Annotated in this window: 18 protein-coding genes; 1 reads left to right on the top strand and 17 read right to left on the bottom strand. The window is 57.5% G+C overall.

The window, feature by feature from the left end; translation table 11 throughout:
- Positions 1-8: 8 nt before the first annotated feature.
- The 9 genes from FKG94_RS05810 to FKG94_RS05770 all read right to left on the bottom strand — a co-directional run bounded on the left by FKG94_RS05810 (position 9) and on the right by FKG94_RS05770 (position 15,737).
- On the bottom strand, positions 9-1,016 hold the full coding sequence (locus FKG94_RS05810) for a CheR family methyltransferase (RefSeq protein WP_246124971.1): 1,008 nt from the start codon (positions 1,014-1,016) through the stop codon (positions 9-11).
- The gene (locus tag FKG94_RS29335) at positions 1,001-4,330 is read right to left on the bottom strand and encodes a methyl-accepting chemotaxis protein (RefSeq protein ID WP_281284215.1); all 3,330 of its coding nucleotides are present in this window, start codon (positions 4,328-4,330) and stop codon (positions 1,001-1,003) included. Before FKG94_RS29335 ends, FKG94_RS05810 begins: the two co-directional genes overlap by 16 nt.
- A gap of 57 nt (positions 4,331-4,387) precedes the next feature.
- Positions 4,388-4,966, bottom strand: a complete 579-nt coding sequence (locus tag FKG94_RS05800; RefSeq protein ID WP_142903255.1) for a chemotaxis protein CheW — start codon at positions 4,964-4,966, stop codon at positions 4,388-4,390.
- A gap of 20 nt (positions 4,967-4,986) precedes the next feature.
- Positions 4,987-7,401 carry a chemotaxis protein CheA gene (locus FKG94_RS05795; protein ID WP_142903254.1) on the bottom strand — a complete coding sequence of 805 codons (2,415 nt, stop codon included), beginning with the start codon at positions 7,399-7,401 and terminating at the stop codon, positions 4,987-4,989.
- Between the two features lie 57 nt (positions 7,402-7,458).
- Complete coding sequence (locus FKG94_RS05790) at positions 7,459-7,818, bottom strand: response regulator (protein WP_142903253.1); 360 nt, start codon at positions 7,816-7,818, stop codon at positions 7,459-7,461.
- A gap of 37 nt (positions 7,819-7,855) precedes the next feature.
- Complete coding sequence (locus FKG94_RS05785; RefSeq protein WP_142903252.1) at positions 7,856-8,137, bottom strand: STAS domain-containing protein; 282 nt, start codon at positions 8,135-8,137, stop codon at positions 7,856-7,858.
- 359 nt (positions 8,138-8,496) lie between these two features.
- The gene (locus FKG94_RS05780) at positions 8,497-10,266 is read right to left on the bottom strand and encodes a fused response regulator/phosphatase (RefSeq protein WP_142903251.1); all 1,770 of its coding nucleotides are present in this window, start codon (positions 10,264-10,266) and stop codon (positions 8,497-8,499) included.
- A gap of 241 nt (positions 10,267-10,507) precedes the next feature.
- Positions 10,508-12,880 carry an ATP-binding protein gene (locus tag FKG94_RS05775; RefSeq protein ID WP_142903250.1) on the bottom strand — a complete coding sequence of 791 codons (2,373 nt, stop codon included), beginning with the start codon at positions 12,878-12,880 and terminating at the stop codon, positions 10,508-10,510.
- 49 nt (positions 12,881-12,929) lie between these two features.
- Positions 12,930-15,737, bottom strand: coding sequence for an EAL domain-containing protein (locus FKG94_RS05770; RefSeq protein WP_142903249.1), 2,808 nt, complete (start codon positions 15,735-15,737; stop codon positions 12,930-12,932).
- A 340-nt stretch (positions 15,738-16,077) separates the two neighbouring features.
- On the opposite strand from FKG94_RS05770, the gene FKG94_RS05765 reads away from it, so the two are divergent.
- A complete protein-coding gene (locus FKG94_RS05765; protein WP_142903248.1) occupies positions 16,078-17,211 on the top strand; it encodes a response regulator in 1,134 nt (377 codons plus the stop codon).
- Positions 17,212-17,297: 86 nt separating this feature from the next.
- Here the strand turns inward: FKG94_RS05765 and fliJ are convergent, their stop codons facing one another.
- The 8 genes from fliJ to FKG94_RS05725 form a co-directional block, all read right to left on the bottom strand.
- On the bottom strand, positions 17,298-17,738 hold the full coding sequence (fliJ, locus tag FKG94_RS05760) for a flagellar export protein FliJ (RefSeq protein WP_142903247.1): 441 nt from the start codon (positions 17,736-17,738) through the stop codon (positions 17,298-17,300).
- Between the two features lie 3 nt (positions 17,739-17,741).
- The gene (fliI, locus tag FKG94_RS05755; protein ID WP_142903246.1) at positions 17,742-19,124 is read right to left on the bottom strand and encodes a flagellar protein export ATPase FliI; all 1,383 of its coding nucleotides are present in this window, start codon (positions 19,122-19,124) and stop codon (positions 17,742-17,744) included.
- Entirely contained in the window at positions 19,121-19,909 is a 789-nt protein-coding gene (locus tag FKG94_RS05750; protein WP_142903245.1) for a flagellar assembly protein FliH, read from the bottom strand. The genes fliI and FKG94_RS05750 overlap by 4 nt, the downstream gene beginning before the upstream one ends.
- On the bottom strand, positions 19,910-20,941 hold the full coding sequence (gene fliG / locus FKG94_RS05745) for a flagellar motor switch protein FliG (protein WP_142903244.1): 1,032 nt from the start codon (positions 20,939-20,941) through the stop codon (positions 19,910-19,912). It abuts the gene before it with no gap.
- Positions 20,934-22,655: a flagellar basal-body MS-ring/collar protein FliF gene (gene fliF / locus FKG94_RS05740; RefSeq protein WP_142903243.1), complete on the bottom strand. Its 1,722-nt coding sequence runs from the start codon at positions 22,653-22,655 to the stop codon at positions 20,934-20,936. Before fliF ends, fliG begins: the two co-directional genes overlap by 8 nt.
- 35 nt (positions 22,656-22,690) lie before the next feature.
- Positions 22,691-23,068: a flagellar hook-basal body complex protein FliE gene (fliE, locus tag FKG94_RS05735; RefSeq protein ID WP_142903242.1), complete on the bottom strand. Its 378-nt coding sequence runs from the start codon at positions 23,066-23,068 to the stop codon at positions 22,691-22,693.
- A gap of 439 nt (positions 23,069-23,507) precedes the next feature.
- Positions 23,508-23,687 (bottom strand): PA3496 family putative envelope integrity protein, encoded by a 180-nt coding sequence (locus tag FKG94_RS05730; protein WP_142903241.1) that lies wholly within the window; start codon positions 23,685-23,687, stop codon positions 23,508-23,510.
- A 187-nt stretch (positions 23,688-23,874) separates the two neighbouring features.
- Entirely contained in the window at positions 23,875-25,311 is a 1,437-nt protein-coding gene (locus tag FKG94_RS05725; RefSeq protein ID WP_142903240.1) for a sigma-54-dependent transcriptional regulator, read from the bottom strand.
- Between the last annotated feature and the right edge of the window lie 2 nt (positions 25,312-25,313).

Genomic DNA, 25,313 nt, shown 5'->3' with positions numbered 1-25,313 from the left:
ACGTTCTCTCATTTTACTTTCTGATAGATAGTTCGCCCCAGTGAGCGAAATCGGTCGGTAACGCGATGCAGGCTTTCTGAATGACCGATAAAAAGATAACCGTCGTCTGCCAGGATATCCGCATAGCGATTAAACAGTTTTTTCTGGGTGTCCTTATCAAAGTAAATCACGACATTGCGACAAAAAATAACGTCGAAGGGGCCGGAAAAAGGCCAGGGGTTGAGTAAATTCAGCGGCTTGAAAGTAATAATTTTCTGTAGCTGCGGTTTCACTTTGGCCTGATCGTCACCACCTTTTAAAAACCAGCGTTGGCGGCGCTCCTCGGAGACCGAGTCGACGCGATCGCCGCTGTAAACGCCGCGCCGGGCATGAGCGACCACTTCCGTGTCGAGGTCCGTTGCCAGCAGTCGCACATCCCACCCCGCTGTCGGCAGGTGCTCCTGCATCACAATCGAGAGTGAATAGGGCTCTTCACCGGTGGAACAACCCGCCGACCAGATCCGCACCCGTTTTTGCGGCAGGTTTTTGGTACGCAGGGCCGGGAACACCTCCTGTTCGAGAAATTCAAAGTGATGGCCTTCCCGGAAGAACGCGGTGAGATTGGTGGTAATGGAGTTGACAAAGTCACCCATCTCCTGGTTGCCCGACTCGGCGATGAGTTCACAGTACTGGTTGAAATTCTTTAAACCGAGACTGCGCAGGCGCCGGGCGAGGCGGCCGTAGATCATGTTTTTCTTGTGATCCGTCAGGGTGATGCCGGTCTGCCGATAAGCGATCTGTTTGATATCGGCAAAGTTTTTGTCGCTCATCGGAAATTCGCGATTTAAATAACTGTCTGCACCCAAGTTACCGGTATCCTCTGTGGTCGGATTGTTGATGAAGGCTGTGGTGCCGACCGCCCCGGTTTCAAACGCGCCTAAAAGGGTCGCTGCGGTGACACGGCGATAAAGTGCGGACAGGCCCGGTTCGCCGCAGCCCGTCCACCGGAACATGCGGGTGGTTAGAAATCCTCCCATTCATCATCACCGCCGCCGGCAGCGGGTTGATGACCCTGTCCTGCGGCGCGAGACGGTTTGCTGCTCGGCTGATTGACGACATGCAGCGAGGGTTTGGCAGCGTCGGTCACCATATTTTCATCCACGGTAAAGAAGTCCATCATGCCGCTCATGCTGCGCGCCTGCTCGGCCATGGACTCGCCGGCGGCCGACGCCTCCTCCACCAGGGCGGCATTTTGTTGAGTCATCTCGTCCATCTGCGAAACCGCGGTATTGACCTGCTCGATACCCGAGGTCTGCTCCTGCGCCGCATCGCTGATCTCGCGCATCATATTGCTCACCTTCTCCACCGCTGCCACTATCTCCTGCAGCGTCTCGCCGGACTGGTTCACCAGTTGCGTGCCGTCATCCACCTTATTCACGCTGTCGCGAATCAAATCCTTGATTTCTTTGGCTGCGCCCGCCGAACGTTGCGCCAGGTTGCGCACTTCGCCGGCGACCACCGCAAAGCCCCTGCCCTGCTCTCCGGCGCGGGCGGCCTCGACCGCGGCGTTCAGGGCGAGCAGGTTGGTCTGGAAGGCGATTTCGTCAATCACACCAATAATGTCGCTGATCTTTTTACTGGCGGCGTTGATCTCGTCCATGGCGGAAACCGCCCGGCTGACGACTTCGCCGCCTTCCTTCGCTTTTTGCTGCGCATCGCTTGCCAGACCGTTGGCCTGGGAGGCATTTTCAGCGCTTTGTTTGACTGCTGATGTCATCTGCTCCATGCTCGAGGCCGTCTCCTCCAGCGAAGAGGCCTGCTCCTCGGTGCGCTGACTGAGGTCGGCATTACCCTGGGCAATTTCACTGGCGGCCGATGTGATCGCCGTTGCCGAACCGCGGATATTGCCGATGACTTCGGTCAACTTGTTGGCGGTGTCGTTGGCATCATTTTTCAACTGCCCGAAGGACCCCTGGTAATCGCGGGTAATGCGCTCGGACAAATCGCCCTTGGCCATGGCACCGAGCATCCGCAACACATCATTCATCGCCACTTCGATGGTGCTGACCAGGGTATTCAGACCGGTGCTGAGGTTCTTGAAGAAGCCCTCCTTACCTTCCATGGATATCTGCCGGGTAAAGTCGCCGGCACCGGCCGCTTCAACCACGGCGTCGATTTCGTGTTCGATAACCACCTCCGCGGTGCGATCATTCCATTCGACCACCGTACCTATGCGATCACCCTCGACGACAATGGGGTTGGCTATCAGCGAGAAGGTCCTGCCACCCACCTCGATTTCACCGCGATAGGTGCTGCTCATGGCACCGACCATGGAACGCTGGTGAGCGGGGTTTTTGTGGAAGATGTCGACGTTGGCGCCAATCAGTTTGCCGGCGTCAAATCCCGTCAGCTGTTTGCGGATATCGCTTTCGGCGGCGCGCATCATGCCTGCCACGGATTCATTCAGGTAAATGATATTGAAGTCGTTATCGGCAATCATGACATTGGCCGACACATTGTCCAGCGCCTGCTTGACCCGGGCATTGGAGGCAGAAAGTTCCTGTTCCTCTTTTTCCCTGGCCAGGCGATCGGTCTTATCGTTCCACTCCACAACCGTCCCCAGGCGCGTACCTTCTTCATCAAATAACGGCGTTGCAATCAATCCGAAGGTAAGGCCGGCCAATGGCAGGTCGGTCATATAGGTGTCTTTCAGGTCCCTGAGCATATTGCGCTGGTGTGACGGGTTTTTGTGAAAGCCGTCGACGTTGAAACCCAGCAGGGAATTGACATCAAAATTGGGCAATTGAGTGCGAATCTGCTGTTCGCGGTTGCGCAACATGTCTACCACGGCCTTGTTCATGTAAATAATATTGAGGTCGTTGTCGGCCATCATCACGCTGGTATCGCAGACATCCAATGCCTGTTTTATACGCAGGTTTTCTGCCGCGACGCGCTGTTCTTCATTCTCCCTGGCGAGTCGGTCCGTTTTGTCAACCCATTCCACCACGGTGCCCAAACGCCGGCCCTGCTCGTCGAACAGCGGCGTCGCGATCAGGCCGAAGGTAAGACCAGCCAATGGCAGGTCGGTCATGTAGGCGTCTCGCAGGTCTCTGAGCATATTGCGCTGATGCGACGGGTTTTTATGAAAACCGTCGACGTTGAAGCCGAGCAGAGAGTTGACATCGAAATTGGGCAACTGGGTGCGAATCTGCTGCTCGCGGTTGCGCAGCATCTCTACCACGGCCTTGTTCAGGTAAATAATATTGAGGTCGTCGTCGGCCATCATCACGCTGGTGTCGCAAACATCCAGCGCCTGTTTAATACGCAGATTTTCTGCCGCAATGCGCTGTTCTTCGCGTTCCCTGGCAAGCTGGTCGGTCTTGTCAACCCATTCGACCACAGTGCCCAAACGCTGGCCTTGTTCATCGAACAGAGGCGTCGCGATGAGGTTGAATGTAAGGCTCGCCAACTGCAGGTCAGTTTTGTAAGGCTCCCGCAACCCTTTCAGCATATTGCGTTGGTGGGCAGGATTTTTGTGGAAATTATCAACGTTGTAGCCCATCAGAGAACTGACATCGAAGGTCGGCAACTCGGAACGTATCTCCTGCTCGCGGTTGCGCAACATCTTCTTCACAGCTTCGTTCAGGTAAATGATATTCAGATCATCGTCGGCCATCATCACACTGGTATCGCAAACGTCCAGCGCCTGTTTAATGCGCAGGTTCGCCGCGGCACTGCGCTGTTCCTCTTCTTCCTTTGCCAGCCGTTCGGTTTTGTCTTCCCACTCGATGACAGTGCCGACCCGCTCACCGGACAAGTCAAACCAGGGTGTCGCTGTAAGTCCAAAGGTTAGACCGGCAACTTTCAGGTCCGTATTGTAAGGTTCGGACAACCTGCCGATCATGCCCCGCTGGTGGGAGGGGTTTTGGTGGAAGTCATCCACGCATTTACCGATCAGATCGTTTACCCGGAAGTCTCTCAGTTCACCCTGAAGTTCCCGCTCCCGGTCCCTGAGCATCGATTTAACCTGGTCGTTCATATAGACAATGGTCATGTTATTGTCGGCTAACATGACATTGGCCTGGCATACTTTCAGTGCATTCGACAGGTTGGCGTTCTTTAACTGTTCCGCAACGGCTTCGCCCATCCCCGCCCCGCTCAAGGCCGCCGATGCCTGGTAGGCGATAAAAAGACCGGCCAGGGCACCCATCAGGGCCACCGCAAACGGCACTGTCATGGCAATCTGCGCTGCAGTCGCGAGGTAAAGCAGCAGAACCACCAGGGCCGCCACCGGCAACCCGACAGCCAGGTATAGTTTGCGCTCGACGTTCATGTTATTTAGCGATTCCATGATCAACCTCAACAAAGTATTAACAAAACAAGAATAGATTACCGATTGTAATTTTCACTACTGTGCCTCAGCATCCGCTGCCCCGGACAATACCTGGCGCGACACTTCCGCCAGATTGGGAATGTCATCCATACTCAGCAACCGATCAATCTCCAGCAGAATAACCATTTTGCCGTCGACATTAACCAGACCGCGAATATAGTCGGTGTTAACCGCGTCGCCGAGGTCCGGTGCGGACTTCATCTCCGCGGCGGCCAGGGAGTAGACATCCGACACCGCATCCACCACGATACCCATAATACGGCTGCCTTTTTCCGTTTCCACCTTCAGCACAATGACCACGGTAACCGCGGTATACTCGATTGCCTCCAGGCCAAAACACTGGCGCAGATCGACAATCGGCACTATGGTGCCGCGCAGGTTGATGACCCCCTTGATATGGGAAGGCGCATTGGGGATCGGCGTCGCAGCCTCCCAACCGCGAATTTCCTGCACACACAGAATATCCACACCGTATTCTTCATGGGCCATAATAAACGTCAGGTACTGGTCGCCGTCCTCCACCACGTCACCCTGATGCTGCTCGGCGGGCAGTTGGTCGTTCTCGTCAGTCGCCCCTACATTTACCGCTTGCATAAAGAACTCCCGTTCGCTGTTTAAGCACTGGCGGATAGCGCCATCAATTCTGAATTAGAGTGAGAGCGGGCCAGGCTCGTGACCTGGTTGTCCGTCAAGTGACGCACCCCTGCAATTTTTACGATACCCGGAATATCGAGTATCAGGGCAACAGTGCCGTCGCCCAGTATGGTGGCCCCTGAAATGCCCTCCACTTTTTGATAATTCTGCTCCAGGCTCTTGATCACCACTTGCTGCTGAGCCATCAGATCGTCAATCACCACTCCGACTTTCTCGCCGTCGCACTCGACCACGACCATCAGTGATTCACCGAGATTGCGACTGTCCGGCTCGATGGAAAACACATCAAACAAGCGGATTATCGGCACATATTCATTGCGCAATTGAAAAACATCACAACCGCCCGCCACCTGGTTGACCAGGCTGGAATCGCACTGCAGGGATTCAATAATCGATACCAGGGGAAATATGTAAGTGTGAGAACCCACCCTGACCAACTGCCCGTCGAGGATAGCCAGCGTCAGGGGCAAACGAATGGTAATCTTGGAGCCCTGCCCGGCCGTGGAGGTAATCTCTACAGAACCGTTCAACGCCAGAATGTTGCGTTTCACCACGTCCATACCGACACCGCGTCCGGAGACATCACTGACTTCTTTAGCGGTAGAGAAACCCGGGTGAAAAATCAGGTCATACACCTGCTCGTCGCTCAACTGCCCGGCATCGCGTTCGGTGACCAACTCCTTCTCGACAGCCTTGGCAAGAATACTGTCGCGGTCGAGCCCGCGGCCGTCATCGATGATCTCGATCACCACATTGCCACCCTGGTGGTAGGCATTGAGTGTGATCTTACCTTCTTCCTGCTTGCCGGCAGCGAGACGTTTCTCGGGCGGCTCAATGCCGTGATCCACCGCATTTCTCACCAGATGCACCAGCGGATCACCGATTTTTTCCATTACCGTTTTATCCAACTCCGTCTGCTCACCTTTCAGCTCGATCTCCATCTTCTTATTCAACCGCCGGCTCAGGTCGCGCACCATGCGAGGAAAGCGGCTAAACGCGAAACTGATCGGCAACATGCGGATGCGCATGACACTCTCTTGCAACTCGCGAGTGTTATGTTCGAGTTGACTGAGTCCTTCCAGTAAATTGGGCAGGCGGTCGAGATCGAAGTCGGTTCCCAGTTGACCGAGCATGGACTGGGTTATCACCAGTTCGCCCACCATGTTGATCAAATTATCAATTTTATCGATACCGACACGAATTGAGCTGGTTTCCACAGCCTTCTTGGCACCGTCACCGCCACTGGGTTTGGCCTGAGGCGGCGACTTGGCCGGCTTGGCTGCAGTCGGGGTCGAGGTCGGGACCGGGGCCGGGGCCGCCGGTGCAGCGGCGGGCTCGGACTCGGGCGCCACTGTTGTGCTGGCTGCAGAAACCGGCTCGGCGCCGGTCTCAATAGTCAGATCGGACTCATCAATAACCCATTCGAATATCTCGTCGATGCTACTTTTATCGGCCTCAGTCGTCAGCGTCAACTGCCAACCGAGGTAGGAGCTTTCCGGATCGAGTTGGGAAAATTGCGGCAGCCCGTCCGTATCGGCGCTCACCGTCAGGTCACCCAGTGCCGCCAGCTCGCGAAACATACGCGCCGGTTCATTGCCGGTGCGCAAGACATCGGTGCCCGGCCGATAGGCAATCGACCAGGTAGCGCTCGCCGGCGCGGCTTGCGCCTCGATGCGTATCTCCGATTCGTCCACCACCCATTCAAAAACTTCTTCGATCTGGGCTTTCTCGATCGAACCGGTCAGCGAAATATGCCAGCCCAGATAACAGCTTTCGGGCTCCAGCGCGCCCAGGCCCGGCACTTCTTCAGCCGCCACCGTGACTTGGGCCTGTCCGAGCGCAGCCAGCTCCCGCAGCATACGGGCCGGCTCGTTGCCGGTTCGCAGTGTATCGGTCCCCGGGCGAAAGTATATTTTCCAGGACTGCGTGCCGGTCTCGCCGGCGTCGGGTTCGGGCTCGGTTGCTACCGCAGTGGTTGTGTCGCCGCCCTCGCGCAGAATCTTTTCGAAGGCAGCCTTCAATTCCTGCGCGACCTCGGTGTCCGGTTGCTCACCCTGCTGCAGTTGGCTCAGCAGTTCCCGCAGGCAGTCCACGGCGCGCAGAAACAAGTCGACATCATCCTGGCTGATACCACGGGTTTCCGCCCGGATTTCATCCAGCAAAGTCTCCAGCACATGGGTAAAATCCGCCACTACGTCGAAACCAAAGGTGGCACTACCGCCTTTGATGGAGTGTGCTGCCCGGAAAATGCTGTTGATCACCTCGCCATCGACAGCACTGGGGTCCAGTTCCATCAGGCAGGACTCCATCTCTTCGAGTCCCTCGAAGCTCTCTTCGAAAAACACCTGGTGAAATTGAGATAAATCGATGCTCATTGGGGCCTAAGCTTCCTTTTCACTGCGACAGGGTGGATAACATGCGGGCATGGGACGCTACAACACCTTGTTAATCGTCGCCAGCAACTGATCGGGATTAAACGGTTTGACAATCCAGCCCGTCGCGCCCGCAGCCTTACCCTGCGACTTTTTATCGCCGGAGGATTCGGTGGTCAACATCAGCATCGGGGTAAACTTATAGCTGGGTAACTGCCGTAGCTGGGATATCAGTGTAATGCCGTCCATGTTCGGCATATTAACGTCGGATATAACCAGATCGACGGCGCCGGACTTGGCAACCTTGAGCGCCTCCACACCGTCGGAGGCCTCCACCACATCGTGTCCCGCACCTTTAAGTGTAAAGGACACCATTTGTCGCATTGATGCGGAATCATCCACAGCCAATATTTTTGCCATTACAGGCCTCCCTAGAACATTAACGGTCTAATGCTGCTCATTTCAGTAACAGTAGTTCACTCATGCCTAAAATCAACGCCGTTTCTTTCAGCTCAGCGCTAGGATTAGACCAGGATAAGGTGAGGCTACTTTTTTTCAATTCTGCGGCCAGTGCACAGATCACCTGCAATCCGGCAGTGTCGACGCGGCTCACGTTGGCACCGTCCAACACAATGTCCCGATTGGCTTGACAGAGTTCTTCAAGCTGCCCGTATACGGCTTCCACATTGGTAATCGTCAGATTTTCCGGCAGTGTTGTCTTGGCTGGCTGGTCTTCCACTTACGTCTCCTGATTACTTCGGCGCCGATAGTCGTTGCAAAACTGGTAGCGCGCTCAAGGCTTCAAGGTTTACAACAGGTTCAATATTGATAGCAGCCTTACTACTGATATCGAATTGGCATTTCAACCCAAACTTTTCTAAGTCTAGACGCTAAACTTACCCCTGCTAGGAATTTATCGGCCGAAACAACTTTTTCAATAGCACACTGTCGTTTTTTTCAACAGCCCGCGGAGCACTATCTTTGGCAGCGGCCATTACACTGTCGCACACAGGGGGTTTAAGAACGCGGACGCGAACGCAATGAAATAAGACGATTATTTTTATTACTTTTTGAGAACTCTCTGTCTGCTACATCCCGTTATGATGATACCGATAGCGGAATCCCTGCCAGCAGCTCCGGCTCGGACGCCACCACATCGGTGTAATCCGTTTCAATTTTCGCCCGCAGGCGTCGTCCCCCTTGTTCGACGTCAAGAGCGTTGACAACCCGCCTCACCGGTTCGAGCGGATCGGTTGCGGCTTCACGGGTATCTGCCCCGGGGACCGATACCTGGGCCGGGTCAGTTTGACAGTGCGGTGCGGTGCGATTTTCTATTTCAACAACCAGGGCCGCCTTTCCGTCCCCTGAGCTCACCGCCAGAGTAATGGCGATTTGTGCCTGTTGCAGTTGCGCGATCCTGCGCCTGCGCTCGTTCAGGTAAGTCATACTACCGGCTTGTTGAACTGAGCGCGGCGCCGGCAGACCGAGCAGGGTCCGGTCCAGGCAGTACTCGAAACAGACTCGTATTGCCGTGTCACAGACACCGGAAAGACCGTCCAGGCGGCGATCGACAAGCGCCAGAGCCGATAAAAACTCCAGGGGATCATCACTTTTAAGCTCCCTGACTCCGAGCGTAGCGGTCAGAGTCCAGGGTACCTCCGTGCGCCTGTGGGCCGGCTCGGGCGCGGGTTCGTCGTCCTCGGTCTCGGCGAACGGACTGAGCACCAGTTCCAATAACGTAATATCGTCACTTTGGTCCAAGTCCTCCCTGAAGGCACTGACAGCCGCCAAAATACTGTCGAACGGCGAGCTGTTCGCCCCCTGGCAAGCCGTCAATAAACGGTCTTCGCCAAACTGTTCACCACGCCTGTTGCGGGACTCGATAATGCCGTCGGTATACATGATAAGGCGGCTGTTCAGAGGTAGCTCCAGGGTTTTTACATCGCACCGGAACTGATCGTCCTCCTCCACCCCCAGCGGCAAATGCCACGCCTGAATACAAGACAGCAGACTGCCTCTCTCATCGACATGCAAAATGTCGGGCATGCCGCCGGCCCAGAGCTGCAGCCGCCGGCCATTGCCCTCAAGCCTGCCGATAGTGCCGGCCATCATCATATTCGGCGGCAGTACTTTGCGGCTAAATCTGTTCATCTCCTCGGCGATCTGGCTGACGGACAGTCCTTTTTTCGCCATGACCTGAAAGGCGCAGGACGCCGGCACCGAGCTTACCGCCGCCGGCAGACCGTGGCCGGTCACATCGCCGAGAAAGAAGTAAAGGCAGCCGTTGGCAGAGGGCGTTACCAACAGCACATCGCCGTTGAAGCGCGACAGAGGTGAACTGTACGAACGGATATTCTGGTTCTGGGCAACACCTATGGAGAGGAAATTATTGAAAAAATGCTCGGTGACATCATGCTCCATCTCGATTTGCTTTTGATAGTAGGAAAGCTGCCTGTTTTGCTCCTGCACCTCACGGCACAGATCCGCTATGCGGCTGTGCACTCTGACCTTGGCACTGAGTATCTCGTGTTGAAAAGGCTTGGTAATGATATCGTCGCCCACAGACAGGCACCGGACCACCTGGTCCTTTTTACTGAGGGAGGTGATAAAGAGAATAGGAATATGGGCATCCCCAGCCATCCTCCTGATCTGCGCCGATGCCTCAAAGCCGTCCATTTCCGGCATCATCGCATCGAGCAACACGAGAAATACCACACCTTTGTGAGCCTCAAACAGCTCTACCGCCTCTTTGCCATTGTTGGCGAGAACGCATCGGTAGCCGGCATATTCCAAAAGCGTTGAAATCAGGTCCAGGCTGTTGCGATCATCGTCGGCAACGAGCACGTACTTCCCCTCGGCATTGGTCATGTGCTGCCTATCGTAAAATGTCGAAGCATGTTGTTGAGAAATCGAGTCCGACCCGTCGTGTCGGAATAGTTACCCGCAGGCACTTTCTGTACTCAAGTGTAGCAGACACCGGCCGGCCCACCGGAATTTCTGTCCCGGCTTGCCGCGACGGTGAGAGGGTTAAAGTCCGGCATGTTTTTCACAGAGCGCTTGACTGCCAGGGTAATTTTGGTCAACACTCCCGATACGCAAACAGCCCTCGCTAGCGCAGTGTCGGTATCACCCGCTCCCGCATCAGTCTGTCGCAGAGATGGATTTCCCGCTCGACCTCCTCCAGTAGTGGTGCGACACCGATGGCCTCGAGATTTTCGGCATGCTCGAGATCGTGCGCTTTTTCCCCCACTTGTATCAAACCGACATTGACACTCGCCGATTTCAACTTGTGGGCGAGCAGCCGCAGTTCGTCCCACTGGCCACCATGGGCCCTGGCCCGCAGCTCCTGCAACAGGCCCGGCGCACTGGAGAAGTAGTTACTGATCATCCGGTGTAACAGGTCGGACCCGGCCTTTTGTTGCAAATCAAATATGCTCTCTATGACCAGCACGTCGATATGATCGTCTACAGACACCGCATCCCCGCCTGCCGCCGGGGCCTCTGATGCAGGCTTGGTGCGCACCGTATTTTCATGCTCAGCAGTATTCCCGTCGCCGCCCGCCCCGGGGCTCTCCTCAGTAAGCTCAGCGGCACTGGCCCAGCGGCTGACGATGTATTGCAGTTTGTCGAAAGTGAAGGGCTTGGCCAGAAAGTCGTCCATACCGGCGGCCAGGCACTTCTCCCGCTCGCCCGCTATGGCATTCGCGGTCAACGCAACAATGGGAGTGTGGCCACCCTTTGCCCCTTCAAGCGCCCGTATGCGTCGGGTGGCCTCATAGCCATTCATACGCGGCATGTGGCAATCCATCAGAATGCAGGTATAAGCGTGTTTCTCATAAGCGGCCAGGGCCTCCTCGCCGTTGGCAACCCCCTGGTAAGGAACACCCATAATATCCAGCATTTCAAATACCATCTGCCGGTTGACTTCGGTATCTTCGACAACCAGAACATGGGCGCCGCTCACCGGACCGTCGATAGCAGTGGCGCCGTCATCGCTATCAGTCTCGATAACGTTGATCCCATTGATACCCTCGCGCTGGGCACCGGGGCGGATGCTGACCGCCACCGCCGCGCTACTCGCTACCGGTAGTGCCAGGGCGACGGTAAATTCGCTGCCCCGGCCCTGCTCACTGGTCAGGCTGATAGTACCGCCCATTAGGTCTACCAGTGTTTTGCAAATCGCAAGCCCCAGACCGCTGCCACCGTATTCCCTGCTGACACTGGCGTCCGCCTGGGTAAAGCGGTCGAACAAATCAGCCTGACGTTCTCTATCGATACCGATACCGGTATCCTTCACAGCCAGACGGAAATCGAACTGCCCTGCGGCTATGAGCGCGCCACTCAATTTCACCTGCACAGCCCCGTGCTCAGAAAACTTAATGGCGTTGCTCAGCAGATTATTTAATACCTGATACAAGCGCTGGGGATCGCCCACCAGGTAGGACGGGAAGTGGTCGGCTATATCCAGCGACAGCCCGATGCCTTTCTTTTCCGCCGTCTCCAGATATAATTCGATACTGTCGGAGACCAGTTCAGTCAGGCAAAAAGTTTTTTGCTCCAGTTCAAGCCTACCGGCTTCGATCTTGCCCATATCCAGGATACCGCTGATCAACTCGTGCAAGGCTCCACCGGCTCGGTTAATTCTATTCAGCAGGCGCTGTTGTTTTTTATCGAACGTGGACTTCATCAACACCTCAACGGTACCCAACATACCATTTAACGGCGTTCTTATCTCGTGGCTCATATTGGAAAGATAGTCTTGCTTGGCCTGGTTTTTTGACTCTGCGTCCTTGCGCAGGGCGACGGCTTTTTCAACTTCCATACGCAGTTGGTAATTGATGTCGAGCAGCCGCCGGGATCTGTCGTTGACCCGCATCTCCAGTTCACGCTCCAGGTGCTCGGTGTATCTGCGGTCCCTCAGCGCCATCGCCTTCAGAGCGAATCCCCATACGGCAAAGAAGATCAACAATCCCGCACCGGCGTTCATCAGCACAAGGTTGGGAGGTACTTTGTAGAGAATCCAAAAGTTGGAGCCCGAACTGATCGCATCGGCCACATAGTAGTTCGCCCAAAACCGGTTTTCGATCAACCCCCGCAGTGAAATCAGCGAACCGTTGAACTCCACGGCCAAGCGCCTGGCGCAAAACGAGTCGGCCTCAATAACCAGATCATCCAGGTAGGCGTAGGCACGACCACCGGCACAGAGCACCAGTCCGACGACACTTTCCGCCGCCGTAATGGCACGCAGACTTTCGGCGCCTTCGAAACTGCCGCCGCTGTCCGGCAACGCCTGCATCTGCGCCATCACCACCGCCGCGCCGCCGTCGACCTCCCTGCTTGTGTGGTAGCGCGACAGCAAGTAACTGCAAACCACTACGCCCAACAGAGCCAATAGTACACCGGGGAGATAGACGGAATATCGCAACTCGCCGGTCGCTGCATCCACAGGTTTTTTGGCATCGTTGCGCGCTATACTGCTCATGGCGATTGAACTTCTAATTGAACTTCCAGTTTGTTGGTTGTAGTCACTCTTACCGGTCGACGTGCCGACTGTCGGCTTCCGTGCGCTGCGCCAGGAAGGCCACGAACTCGTCTTCCGGCAATGGCCGGGAAAACAGATAGCCCTGCAGGTAGTCACAACCGTTGTCGGCCAGAAAGCGTCGCTGGGCGTCTTTCTCAACACCCTCCGCAACCAGCAACAGTTCGAGATTGTGCCCCATAGCCACTACGGCTCGCACCACCGCCTCGTTTTCGGTGATCAGACCGATGCCGTCGACAAAGCATTTGTCTATTTTGAGGATATCAATCGGCATTCTGGTCAAATAACTCAACGATGAGTAGCCGGTACCGAAATCATCGATGGCAATTGTGATACCGAGGGCGTGCAGTTTATTCAGGTTTTGAATAACACGGCTCGGCTCATACATGACCGCCGACTCGGTCAACTCGAACTCCAGATATCTGGACGGCACTTGGTATTCATCCAGTAGGTCCCTCACAGCGTAGTGAAACGACTCATCGATTAATTGCAGAGTGGAAATATTGACAGCCAGCTTGAAAGAGTCGCCGATCAAACCGCGCTGCAGCCAGCCCTGGAGCGCCCGCACCGCCGTCGTCAACACCCACTCGCCCACGCCTCTGATTTGCCCGCTGCCCTCCGCCACTGGAATGAAAACATCAGGACCGATTTTCAAATCGTCATCTTGCGGCCAGCGGATAAGGGCCTCTGCACCTATCACACCACTACTGCGGCAATCGACCAGCGGTTGAAAATGCAATTGGAATCTACCGGCGCTCAAAAACTCCCGAATCCGGTGTTCTATCTGCAGCTTTCGCAATTTGCTTTTCTGCAGCTTTGCCGTGTAAAAACAGTGGCAATTACCACCGTCGGACTTTGCCTTCTTCAACGCCAGTCCGGCGGCTTTCAGTAACTCATCCGTGGCAACTTCAGCACTTTTTCGAGCGTCCCCGGCGCCCGTGTCGTTTTGCGTGTCGGTGCCTTCAGCGTTGTTTGCAGTACCAGGGCCTTTAGCTTCACTTTGAGCGGCAGAGCCCTTAACGATGTTTGGTATATCAGAGCCTTCAGCGACGTTTCGTGTATCAGAGCCTTCAGCGACGTTTCGTGTATCAGAGCCTTCAGCGACGTTTCGTGTATCAGAGCCCTCAGCGACGTTTCGTGCATCAGAGCCTTCAGCGACGTTTCGTGTATCAGAGCCTTCAGCGACGTTTCGTGTATCAGAGCCCTCAGCGACGTTTCGTGTATCAGAGCCCTCAGCGACGTTTCGTGTATCAGAGCCCTCAGCGACGTTTCGTGCATCAGAGCCTTCAGCGACGTTTCGTGTATCAGAGCCTTCAGCGACGTTTCGTGTATCAGAGCCTTCAGCGACGTTTCGTGTATCAGAGCCTTCAGCGACGTTTCGGGTATCAGAGCCTTCAGCGGCGTTTCGGGTATCAAAGCCCTCGGTCCCGAGGTTGATATCACCTTCTGCAGCGCTATCAAATATCGCCCCGGTGTCATCAAAGGTATTGTTCAAGGTGGCGATCCCGATGCTGCAGGTCGTATGGATTTCCTGCCCGTCAATAGTGATCGCCGCGGCCAGGGCGACGGCGATTCGCCCCGCCAGTAAGGCGATGTCGCCAACCGCATCCACGCAGGGCAACACCAGCGCGAACTCATCGCCGTTGATGCGCGCCAGCAGATCCTCCGGCCCGACCAGATCATCGATACGCCGCGCAATTTCCAGCAGCAAAGCGTCACCGGCACGCGGGCCTAGCGTGCCATTGACATCTTTGAAGTTATCCAAGTCGATCAACAGAAGAGCCAGGGCGGCACCGCCCGTGCTGGCACCTTCGACGGTGGTGACAAAGAAATCATGGAACATCCTGCGATTGGCCAGGCCTGTCAACTTGTCGTAGTTAGCCGAGCGCAGCAGCGGCTCCTCGGCCGCCGGCCGGTAGCGCCGATCCCTGAATACCACCACGGCACCGACCGCAATGCCATCGATGGCCCCAACGCCGGCACAGGTATAGGTCACGGGGATTTTCTCACCGTCCATGCACCAAAAGTCTGCCGCGAGGTCGCGGCTGAGGCCGCCCGCCGGACAACACAGTTCGGCTACGGCATGCTCCACGTCGTCTTCCAAACCGAAAAAGTCACTGATATGACGGCCGACCAACGGCACCTCGAAGGCACCCAGCAATTGCACAGCCCCGGCGTTGGCATAGCTGATCACGCCCGCCGGGTCGATACCAAGCACACCTTCATCGACGGCGCCCAGCAATAACTGTTGTTGCACATGGTGTTTATAGGCGAGGGAATAAGCGGCTTCCAATTCGCGATTACGGGCTTCCAGCGCCAAAAACACCTTGACCTTCGCCGCCAGCAGCGTTGGGTCCAACGGCTTGAACAAGCAATCCACCAGCCCTGAGTCCCCGGCGTCGATCAGATGATTGACGCCGGCGGTATCGGCAGTGATAACGATTACCGGGCTGTGACCGCCGGTGCAGGCATCGAGTACCGGCAGCGCCGCCGCCAAACCTTCACCGCCGGCCCGCTCCAGATCCAATACCGCCAGCGCCACACCGCCCCTGCGCATTCGTTCGCCGGCATCGGCGATCGACGTGCCGGTCAGGACGTCGACACCGAGGGTTTCCAGAACCTCAACTATGGCTGCGGCACACTCAGCATCATCGCTAACGACCAGCGCCGCACGGTTTTCCGCATCGGATCGCGCCGGTCGAAATTGGCGCAAGCTGCCGGCTTTAACTTGGAGGTGTGCCCGTTCCGGTGATGCGGCGGTAAAACCCGGGTAAAGCTTCCCTGTTTCCCCAACCGTCATAAACAACCTCTAATACATTGGTGCCTTATAACCACGGCGGCTATCAATTCACAGTACACGAACAGAGCCCCACTTATGGCCAAAAAAACCTCAGCCCTCCTTTGATACTAGTCCGCCACCCGCCACTATTCAAAACCCGCCCCAAGTATTTTCCTCCGCCGGCGCTGTCCTTCGACCGTTCACCCCCGCCGGCTGGCGGCGCCGGCATGATACTGATAAGTCTCATGACCAGCCTCGGCCCCGGCGGGCGAAAACCAGGGTTAGCAGCTACACTGTCCGTAGCCAATAAAGACAGCCGCAAGCACCGACCGGTAGGTATAAACGGGAGCCCTGAATCGCGATGAATGACGGTGAAGATCGAGGTTATTCGGTACTCGTTGTCGAGGACGACCGCAGCACCCGGATCATGTTGCAGGCGGAACTGGAAAAGTCCTTTGAAGTCATCTGCGCTGAGTCGGGTGAGACCTGTATCTCGATGTGCGAATCGGTGCGGCCCGACCTGGTATTACTGGATGTATCGATGCCCGGTATCGACGGCTACGAGACCTGCCGTAAACTGCGCGAAAACCACGCCCTTAATCATGTACCGATCGTTTTCCTATCGGCAAAGACAGACGTCGACGACAAACTCAAAGGTTACGATGCCGGCGGCGATCACTACATCGCCAAGCCCTGTGACTTCGACGAACTCAACATCATTATCGACAAGGCCATCCGCCAGCGAAAATCCTGGCAGGAGGAACTGTCCAACACCTTCAGCCTCGCCCGCACCGCCATGTCCAACAGTGGTGAGCTGGGCACCGTCGTACAATTTTACGAGGAGAGTTTCCAGTGCTGCGACCTGCATTCGCTGGCCTGCGCCCTGCTGTCGGCCTGTGAGGTTTACGGACTTGACTGCTGCACCCAGATTCGCGGCAGTCGGGAGATAGTCAGCCTCGCCACCGGTGGGCAGGCTTGCAAATCCATCGAAGAGGAACTGATGTGCGAATTGATCGGGAAAAAGCGCATTCTGGCATTCGGGCACCGAACCACATTCAATTTCGATAAGGTTTCGTTGTTGGTAAAGAATATGCCACTGGACGACAGCGACAAGGTCGGCCGTCTGAACGACCACGTCGCCTCACTACTGAACGGAGTGGAGGTGAGAACCCAGGTATTCGATTTTGAGATAGAAAAAGAGCAGCAAATATTGAGCAAAGTGCGCGAGGCGCTCGATGATATCGACGGCGCGCTGAAAAAAGTCGAGCGGGTATTCAGTACCCGAGACGCCAAAACGGCAGACATCATCGATCAACTCCTGACCCAGATGAACAGCGGGTTTTCCGACCTGGCCCTGACCGAGGAGCAGGAGGAGTTTTTTATCGGTCTGGTCAACAACAGCATGGATGAGATCACCGCCCTGTATGCCGCCAGCGGCGAAGTGGGCAGCTACTTCCAGCGTATATCCGAGCGCCTGTCGGCTATTACCCGCTAGTTACTCAATCCACATTGCAAGCGCCAAACGTTAGATTTAGCGCGTACCGGCTGGTCGGATACCTCGGCACTATCCGGGCTCGCCTGTTATGTTTCCCGCCCCAATGTGCGCGTCACGAGATCATCCAGGAGACGCTGTTCGCGCTGGTCCAGCTCGCGCGTCTCGGCGCGGCGCAGCCGCTCGAGCCACTGCGCCACAGCTTTTGTATAGTGGTGTTTCTGTTGCCAGATCTGTTGCAGCCCCTCGACATGGCGGCGCCGGCGCTGCACGGTGCTGAGCTGCGCGCTCTCGATATGGCAAAGTCGGTGGAGGAAATCCCGATCGGCAATTAACGCCTCCGCCCGCAGGCCCTGGCGACGGTCGTCGATACGCGCGGTGTAGTCGCGCCGGTACCGGTGTAGCTGCTCGAGCTGTTGCTCTTCTGTGCATAATTGGCGGCGCGCCTGCTCGAGATCGGACCCGGCAGTGCGCTCCTCCCGCTCGGCGAGTGTCAACACGATTTGCAAACGCTGCCAGGACCGCGCCACGGTTTATGCCTCCTCGGAACCCGGCGGTGGCCGGACCTGTGTCGCCGGCCCCGGCATGATGACGGTTTCGAGTTGGCGCAAGCCATCGGCAAAGGACACCGGGTGATCGAGGCCCTGGCGGATAAACGCCTTCAAATGGCTGATCCGCTCGAGCGCGGCGTCGGTGTCCGGATCGGCACCAGGGGTGTAGGCACCGATATTGATCAAGTCCCGGTTCTGTTCATAACGGGCCAGCAGCTGCTTGAAGCGCTGGGCATGGCCGAGGTGCGACTCGGCGACGACGTTGGGCATGGCCCGGCTGATGGACGCCTCAATATCGACGGCCGGGTAGATTCCCTCCTCCGCCAGCCGCCGCGACAACACCACATGTCCATCGAGAATGGCCCGCGCCGCATCGGCGATAGGGTCCTGCAAATCGTCCCCCTCGGTCAACACTGTGTAAAACGCGGTGATCGAGCCCTCTCCCGCGGCGGCATTGCCGGCCCGCTCCACCAACTGGGGAATTTTCGCGAACACCGACGGCGGGTAACCCTTGGTGGCCGGTGGTTCGCCGATTGCCAGCGAGACTTCCCGTTGCGCCTGGGCGTAGCGGGTCAGGGAATCCATCAACAGCAACACGTTTTTACCCGCGTCGCGAAAGTGTTCGGCAATGCGGGTCGCCAGTTGGGAGGCACGCAGGCGCATCAGCGGCGCGTCATCGGCGGGGGCGGCCACCACCACGGACCGACTCAGCCCCTGCGGCCCGAGAATGTGATCGATAAATTCTTTCACCTCGCGTCCGCGCTCGCCGACCAGCCCCACAATCACGATATCGGCGGTGGTAAAACGGGTCATCATGCCCATCAGCACACTCTTGCCCACACCGCTGCCTGCAAACAGCCCCAGGCGTTGACCGCGGCCGACCGTCAACAAGGTGTTAATTGCACGGATGCCGACATCCAGCGGCTCGCTGATGGGATGGCGGTGCAACGGGTTGATGCGCTCGGGGGCAAACTCCAGAAAGTTCTCGCCGGTAATCGGACCGCGCCCGTCCAGCGGTTCCCCAAGACCATCGATGACCCGCCCGAGCAGTCCGGCGCCGATTCGCATACCCCGCTGCCGGGCCACCGGCATCACCCGGGCCCCCGGCGACACGCCGTCAATGCGCTGAATCGGCATCAGAAAAACCTTCTCGCCGGCAAAACCCACCACCTCGGCCTCGATGCGGCGTTGGTCGGTGCTGATCACCTCGCACTGATGGCCGACGGATACATTGAGACCAACCGCCTCCAGGGTCATGCCTACCAACCGAGTCAGCCGCCCCTGCGCTTCGGACTCGACCGCGGCGATATGATCGGGTTGATAGCGCCGCAGGCGCTCCAGCAGGGTATGGCGAGGTTGGCTCATAACGGTTCTGCGCCTTTGTCGCCAGCCGCAGCCGACGGCACTGAGCCGCTATCGGCACTGAGCTGTTGGTCGAGAAACTGTGCCAGCAATAATGCCATTCTGGTTTCCACGGTGTCGTCCACCAGGCTGTCGCCGGTTTCCAGCCGGCACCCGCCCGGCAACAATTCAGTGTCACCGACAAAGCGCCAATCGCACTGCTGCTGCTCGGCAAACGCCTCTACCAGAGCCAGATCGTCGGGGTTCAAATGCACGGCAATATTGCGGGCGCCCACCGGCAGTGCGGCCAGGGCCTGCTTTACGGTAGCGAGAATATGGCTGGAGTCAGTCTGCAGTTCGCGCCTGACAACGGCCTCGGTCAATTGACATACCATCGAGGTCAACAGGTGTTCCAGGGCATCATCCTGGCTCTGCAAGGGGTCGAACAGAGCCTCGCACACGGCCTGCAACCGCTGCTGGCTGGCCAGCACTTCGGCCCGCGTCTGTTCGAGTCCTTGCTTGCGCCCCTGCTCGAGCCCCTGTGCCAAACCGTCTTTATAGCCTTGCTCGCGACCGTCGGACTCGGCCGCTGCGGTAATCTCCTGGAGCCGCTCGGCGGTGATCGGCGGCAACGGCTCGCCGGTCGCGTCTTCCACCACCTCCCCGGCCCGGGCCCGGCGTTCGCGGTCTTCCTTCTCGGCGCTGGCGAGAATATTGCCGCTGCCATCGATGTCCGGCAAGCGCCAGGGGCGGACATCTTCCAGCGCCTCGGCGGGAATACGATTGGCGTGGGGGTCGGCTGCGGTCATTTACAGCATTTGCTCGCCACCGCCACCCAGCATGATTTCGCCGGAGTCGGCCATGCGCCGGGCAATGGTGAGAATTTCTTTCTGCGCACCTTCCACTTCCGAAACCCGTACCGGGCCCTTGGCTTCGAGGTCGTCACGCAACAATTCGGCAGCGCGCTTGGACATGTTTTTGAAGACTTTTTCCTGCAGCTCCTCGTCGGCGCCCTTGAGTGCCACAATCAGCACCTCGGAGGAGACCTCGCGCAACAGGGCCTGAATGCCGCGGTCTTCCACTTCTTTGAGATTGTCGAAAACAAACATTAAATCCTGAATCTGGGTGCCCACGTCCTCGTCCACTTCCTTGATGGCATCCATCAGTTCCGCTTCCATTGAGCTGTCCAGGTTGTTCATGATTTCCGCAGCCACTTTATAGCCGCCCATAGACTTCGTTTGCGAGGCGGCGTTACCGGCGAACTGCTTCTCTAAAATATCATTGAGCTCCTGCAGCGCACTGGGCTGCACCGTATCGAGTGAGGCCACCCGCATCATAATATCGAGGCGCACTTTCTCGGGGAAATAGCTCATGATCTCGGCGGCTTGATCGGAATCGAGATAGGCGATGACGATGGCCTGTATCTGCGGGTGTTCATTGCGAATGACATCGGCCACCGAGCGGGCTTCCATCCATTTCAGGGTATCGAGGCCGGTGGTGTTGCCCCCGAGCAGAATACGGTCGATCAGACCGTTGGCCTTGTCCGACCCCAGCGCCGTTACCAGCATGTTGCGGATATAGTTGTCCGATCCCATACCCAGGCCGGTCAAGGTGCGCACTTCATCGAGGAAGTTTGACAGCACCACCTGCACTTGTTGCTGCTCGACGTTGTTGAGCTGCGACATGGCGGTGCCGATACGCTGGACCTCCTTCGGCCCCATGTGCTTGAGAACTTCAGCGGCATCGCCTTCGCCGAGCGACATCAGCAGGATCGCCGCCTGGTCGACCAGGGTCAGGTTCAGCTTGGGCTTGGGCTTGTCCTCGGCTGCTGCCTCACTCATCAGTGTTTATCCACCGTTTTATCACCTGCGCGACACGCCCCGGATCATCGGCAATCAAACCTTTGACCGCATTTAAATGCTGTTCGTAGCTCTCTTCGGGGCCCGGCAGCGCCAGGGCATCGCCGCCGGTCAGTGTCACGGTGTCATCGGAGAGAGAATCCAGGCCATCGACACCGGCCCCGGATGCCTCCAGTGCCGCCAGTTCGCGGGCCTCCTCCTCTGCCCGCGTCTTGACACCCGACGCGGCCAGGCTTTTTAATACCGGGCGGAACAGGCCCAGAAATAGTATCAGCACGATCAGTACGCCACCGATCGGTTTGATCGAGCGCAGCACCCACTCCTGTTGCCACAGCGGCAGTTCTTCGAACGCGACCTCGTCGTCGCGGCCGACAAACGGCGAGTTCAAAACATTGACACTGTCGCCGCGGATCGCGGAAAAACCTACCGCATCTCTTACCAGTATAGCCAAGCGCTCCAACTCGTCGTCGGTCCAGGCAGTGCGCACGGCTTCGCCCTCGGCACCCACATCGAGTTTATCGTCCACCACAACAGCCACCGTCAGCCGGCGCACCTTACCCATCTGGTGTTTGGTGTAACTGACCGTGCGATCGAGCTCAAAATTGCGCGTCGACTGCCGGCGGGTATTGCCGGCTGGATTCTGGGCCGGCTGGCCGTTGGCGGGATCGATTTGCTCCGGCGCCTGGCCATTGCCGCCCGGCTGGTTGGTCAGCGCTCCCGGAATGCCGGCCGCCTGTCCAGCGCCAAGTCGTTGTTCGTCGAGGGTCTGTTCGCTGCGCACGGCGGGCAGGTCGGGGTTGAAAATTTCCTCGGCCTGCTCGACCGCCGTGAAATCCACATCGGCGCTGACCTCCGCCCGGTAACGGCCGTCGCCCACCACCGGCGCCAAGATACTGTTGATACGCAGAATGATATCGTCCTCGAGTTTGCGTGTGTACTCGCGCTGTCTGGCCGCCATTAATAACTCTTGACTCTCATCGCCGGTGGACAGCAGATTGCCCTTTTGATCGACGACGGTGACGTTGTCGAGTTTCAGCTCCGGAATACTGGAGGCGACGAGGTTCGCCACCGCCCTGACCTGCGCCGGCTTGACACCGCGACCCGGGTAGAGTTCGAGAAAAACGCTGGCGGAGGGTTCGCGGGCGTCGCGCACAAACACCGAGCGCTTGGGTATGGCCAGGTGCACGCGGGCACTGCGCACGCTGTGAATGCTGGTAATGGTGCGGGCCAGTTCGCCTTCAAGACCGCGGCGAAAACGCGCCGTCTCCATAAACTGGCTGGTACCCAAAGGCTGCTCCCGATCCAACAGCTCAAAGCCCTGGGAGCGGTCGCCGGGAATGCCCACTTCGGCAAGCTTTAAGCGGGCGCTGTGAATATCGCCGGTGGCCACCAGCAATGCACCGGTGTTGGCATCGACCTTAAACTTGATACCGGCCTGCTCCAGGACGCTGACCACCTCACCGGAATCCAGGCGGTCGAGACTCCCGTAGAGGGGTCGATAATCCTCCCCGGTCACCAGCAGCGCCGACCAGACGCCAACGGCGATACTGACCGCCAGGCCAACCATCATCAAAAGCTGGCGCAACAGATTCAGACTGCTGAAACCTGTAAAGAGATCGGTGGCGGGATTTTCCTTCACACCTTCGCCACCGGTGCTGGCGGGAAAGGCACCCGCATCGGTCTCTGCCGTAGCCATGTTATTCGTTACGCCTTATCAGTTATGGGTTGCGTTTACACCGGCATGTTCATCACATCCCGATATGCCTCGAGCAGTTTGTTGCGCACCTGCACCATCGCTTGAAAAGACACGCCGGCTTTTTGCGAGGCGATCATGACTTCGGTGATATCCACCGTCGGGTCGCCCTGGGTGTAGGCCTTCGACAGTGCCCCGGACGCTTTCTGCACATCGTTGACTTTATCGATGGCCTGCTCCAGCAGGGCGCCGAAACTCTGCGTCTCGCGCGGCTGCTGCACGGCGACACCGGGCCGCACGCCGCTGTCAGCAACATCCTTGGGCGCGAGGTGCGCCGCCGGGGCAAACGCCTGGGTTTGCGATTTTAAACTGCGCATCTCCACCAGCAATCGATTGATATCTACCCGGTCTGTCATAACGAACCTCAAGCTCTCTTGCGCACAGGCAGGCTGTTGCCCGCAGTGGTGAAAAATCTGTCGGCGAACGACAGCGCCAGTGACAATAAATTGGCAAACGGCGACATTGTGTCGCGTGGTGATGAGGGCTGCATAAAATGGGCCAATAGTTGCCGCAGGGCAATGGCTTGCCGGCTGGGGAGCGGCACGGTGCGGGGAGGACCACGCAACTCTTAACTGGCACCGCTACCCGTCTGCAGCGATGCTGGAAAGGGAATAAAGGAGATCGCAGCGACGGCTCGTGGTGCCACTAACAGAGCAAGTGGCACCATTCTAAGGGGACAGGTAAAACCTGTCCCCGCACCGTGCTACCGGAGGATCAGACCTGGACAATACCGCACCACCTCGGGCGATTTGGAGGTCACGATTTAGAGTCAGAGTATAAATTACTTTTTAACTTTTACTCTGACTCTAAATCGAAATCGAATTCCCGGGTTTCTTTTCGCAATCGATATTCCTCCAGTTTATCCTCCAAACGGCGGCGGGAATCCAGGGGTTTAACAGTCGGTGATAAAATGATTTCGGCTTCTGCGAGGTCGTCGAGGTCAACCATCGGCTCCAGCGTGTCGGTGTTATTCATACCGAGACTCCTTAGCGATCGATAATCAAAGCGTTAGACCAGTCATTGACATGTCACTGAGTGTATAAATTAGGCCTTCTGAACCCGTCTCATTCGGGCCTGAAGGGGAAATATACCCGATCCCCGGGCCCGGTCAAGCCCTATAATCCGGTGTAGTGATGACAAAATAATGACAGCGGGCAGCCCTTTATACAGACAGCCCCAGGTCGCGCAGGCGGGCGATCTTGTAGCGCAGCGTGCGCGGGCTGATACCGAGCCGTTTGGCGGTGTTTTTCTTACTGCCGCGCTCCTGCCTCAGGGCGTCGACAATGATCTCGTATTCGCGCTGCTTGAGATCGCCACCGAGGCCGCTGCCGTCATCCGGGCAGTCGCCGGGATCGGCCATCCCGTGCCCCTCGACGGCAGCCGGTGCCGCAACCCGCGGTTGCAAGTCCAGCAAGCTCGGCTTGTCACTGTAGCTGATCTGTCCCTCGAGACCGAGATCGCCGGCGCCGATTTGGACGCCGGCCTGCAGGATCAGCGACCGCTGTATCACATTGTCCAGTTCGCGCACATTGCCGGGCCAGGGGTGCGCCAACAACGCCTGCACGGCATCGGGTCCGAGCGTTACGCCACTGCGGTGCTGCTTGTGTGCATGGCGCACCAGCAGGCGTTGGGCCAGCGGTAAAATATCGTCAACCCGATCCCGCAGCGGTGCCCACTGCAACGGCAGTACACTCAACCGGTAGTAAAGGTCTTCCCGGAAACTGCCCGCCGCTACGGCGTGACGCATTTCCCGGTTGGAGGTGGCGATGACCCGGACATCCAGTTGAATCGTCTTGCGCCCGCCCAGGCGCTCCACCTCGCGCTCCTGCAACACACGCAGCAGTTTGGCCTGTAAACCGATATCCATTTCTGAAATTTCATCCAGCAGCAGCGTACCGCCGTTGGCCTGCTCGAACTTTCCGGGCGCACTGCTGTAAGCGCCGGTATAGGCGCCCTTCTCATGGCCAAACAACATCGCCTCCAGCATATTTTCCGGTATCGCAGCGCAGTTGACGGCGACAAACGGTTTGTGGCTGCGGGCCGAACGGTTGTGCACGTAACGGGCCAAGACCTCTTTACCGGTACCGGACTCACCGATAATCAACACCGTTGAATCGGCTTGCGCAACGCGGTCCGCCAACTGCAGCAGTTGGCGACTGGACGCCGCCCTGGCGACCGGTTCGTCCTCGGCCAGACCGCGGCCATCGCCGGCGTAGCGCTTGACCGCATCGACCAGTACCAGGGGCTCAAACGGCTTGACCAGGTAATCCACGGCGCCCTCGCGCATCGCCTTTACCGACTGGCTGATACTGGCGTAGGCAGTTATCAGCAACACCGGCAGATGCGGGTATTTCACCTTGGCTTCGCGCAACAGGTCGTGCCCACTGATAGCCCCCATATTCACATCGGAGACAACCATCGCGATATCCGGATGCGACGCCAACTGCTTGAGGGCCTCCTCACCGCTGCCGGCATCGACGACCTGGTAACCGGCCAACTGTAAAGTGTCGCAGAGCGCTTCGCGCAAATTTAAATCGTCTTCGACCACCAGCACTTTGCTAAGGGGGGCTTCCTGTATCTTGAGGGCGGCAACGGCCATGA

The sequence above is a fragment of the Exilibacterium tricleocarpae genome, from assembly GCF_007004655.1.
Taxonomy (GTDB): domain Bacteria; phylum Pseudomonadota; class Gammaproteobacteria; order Pseudomonadales; family Cellvibrionaceae; genus Exilibacterium; species Exilibacterium tricleocarpae.
This window is presented reverse-complemented; position numbering and strand designations above follow the sequence as displayed.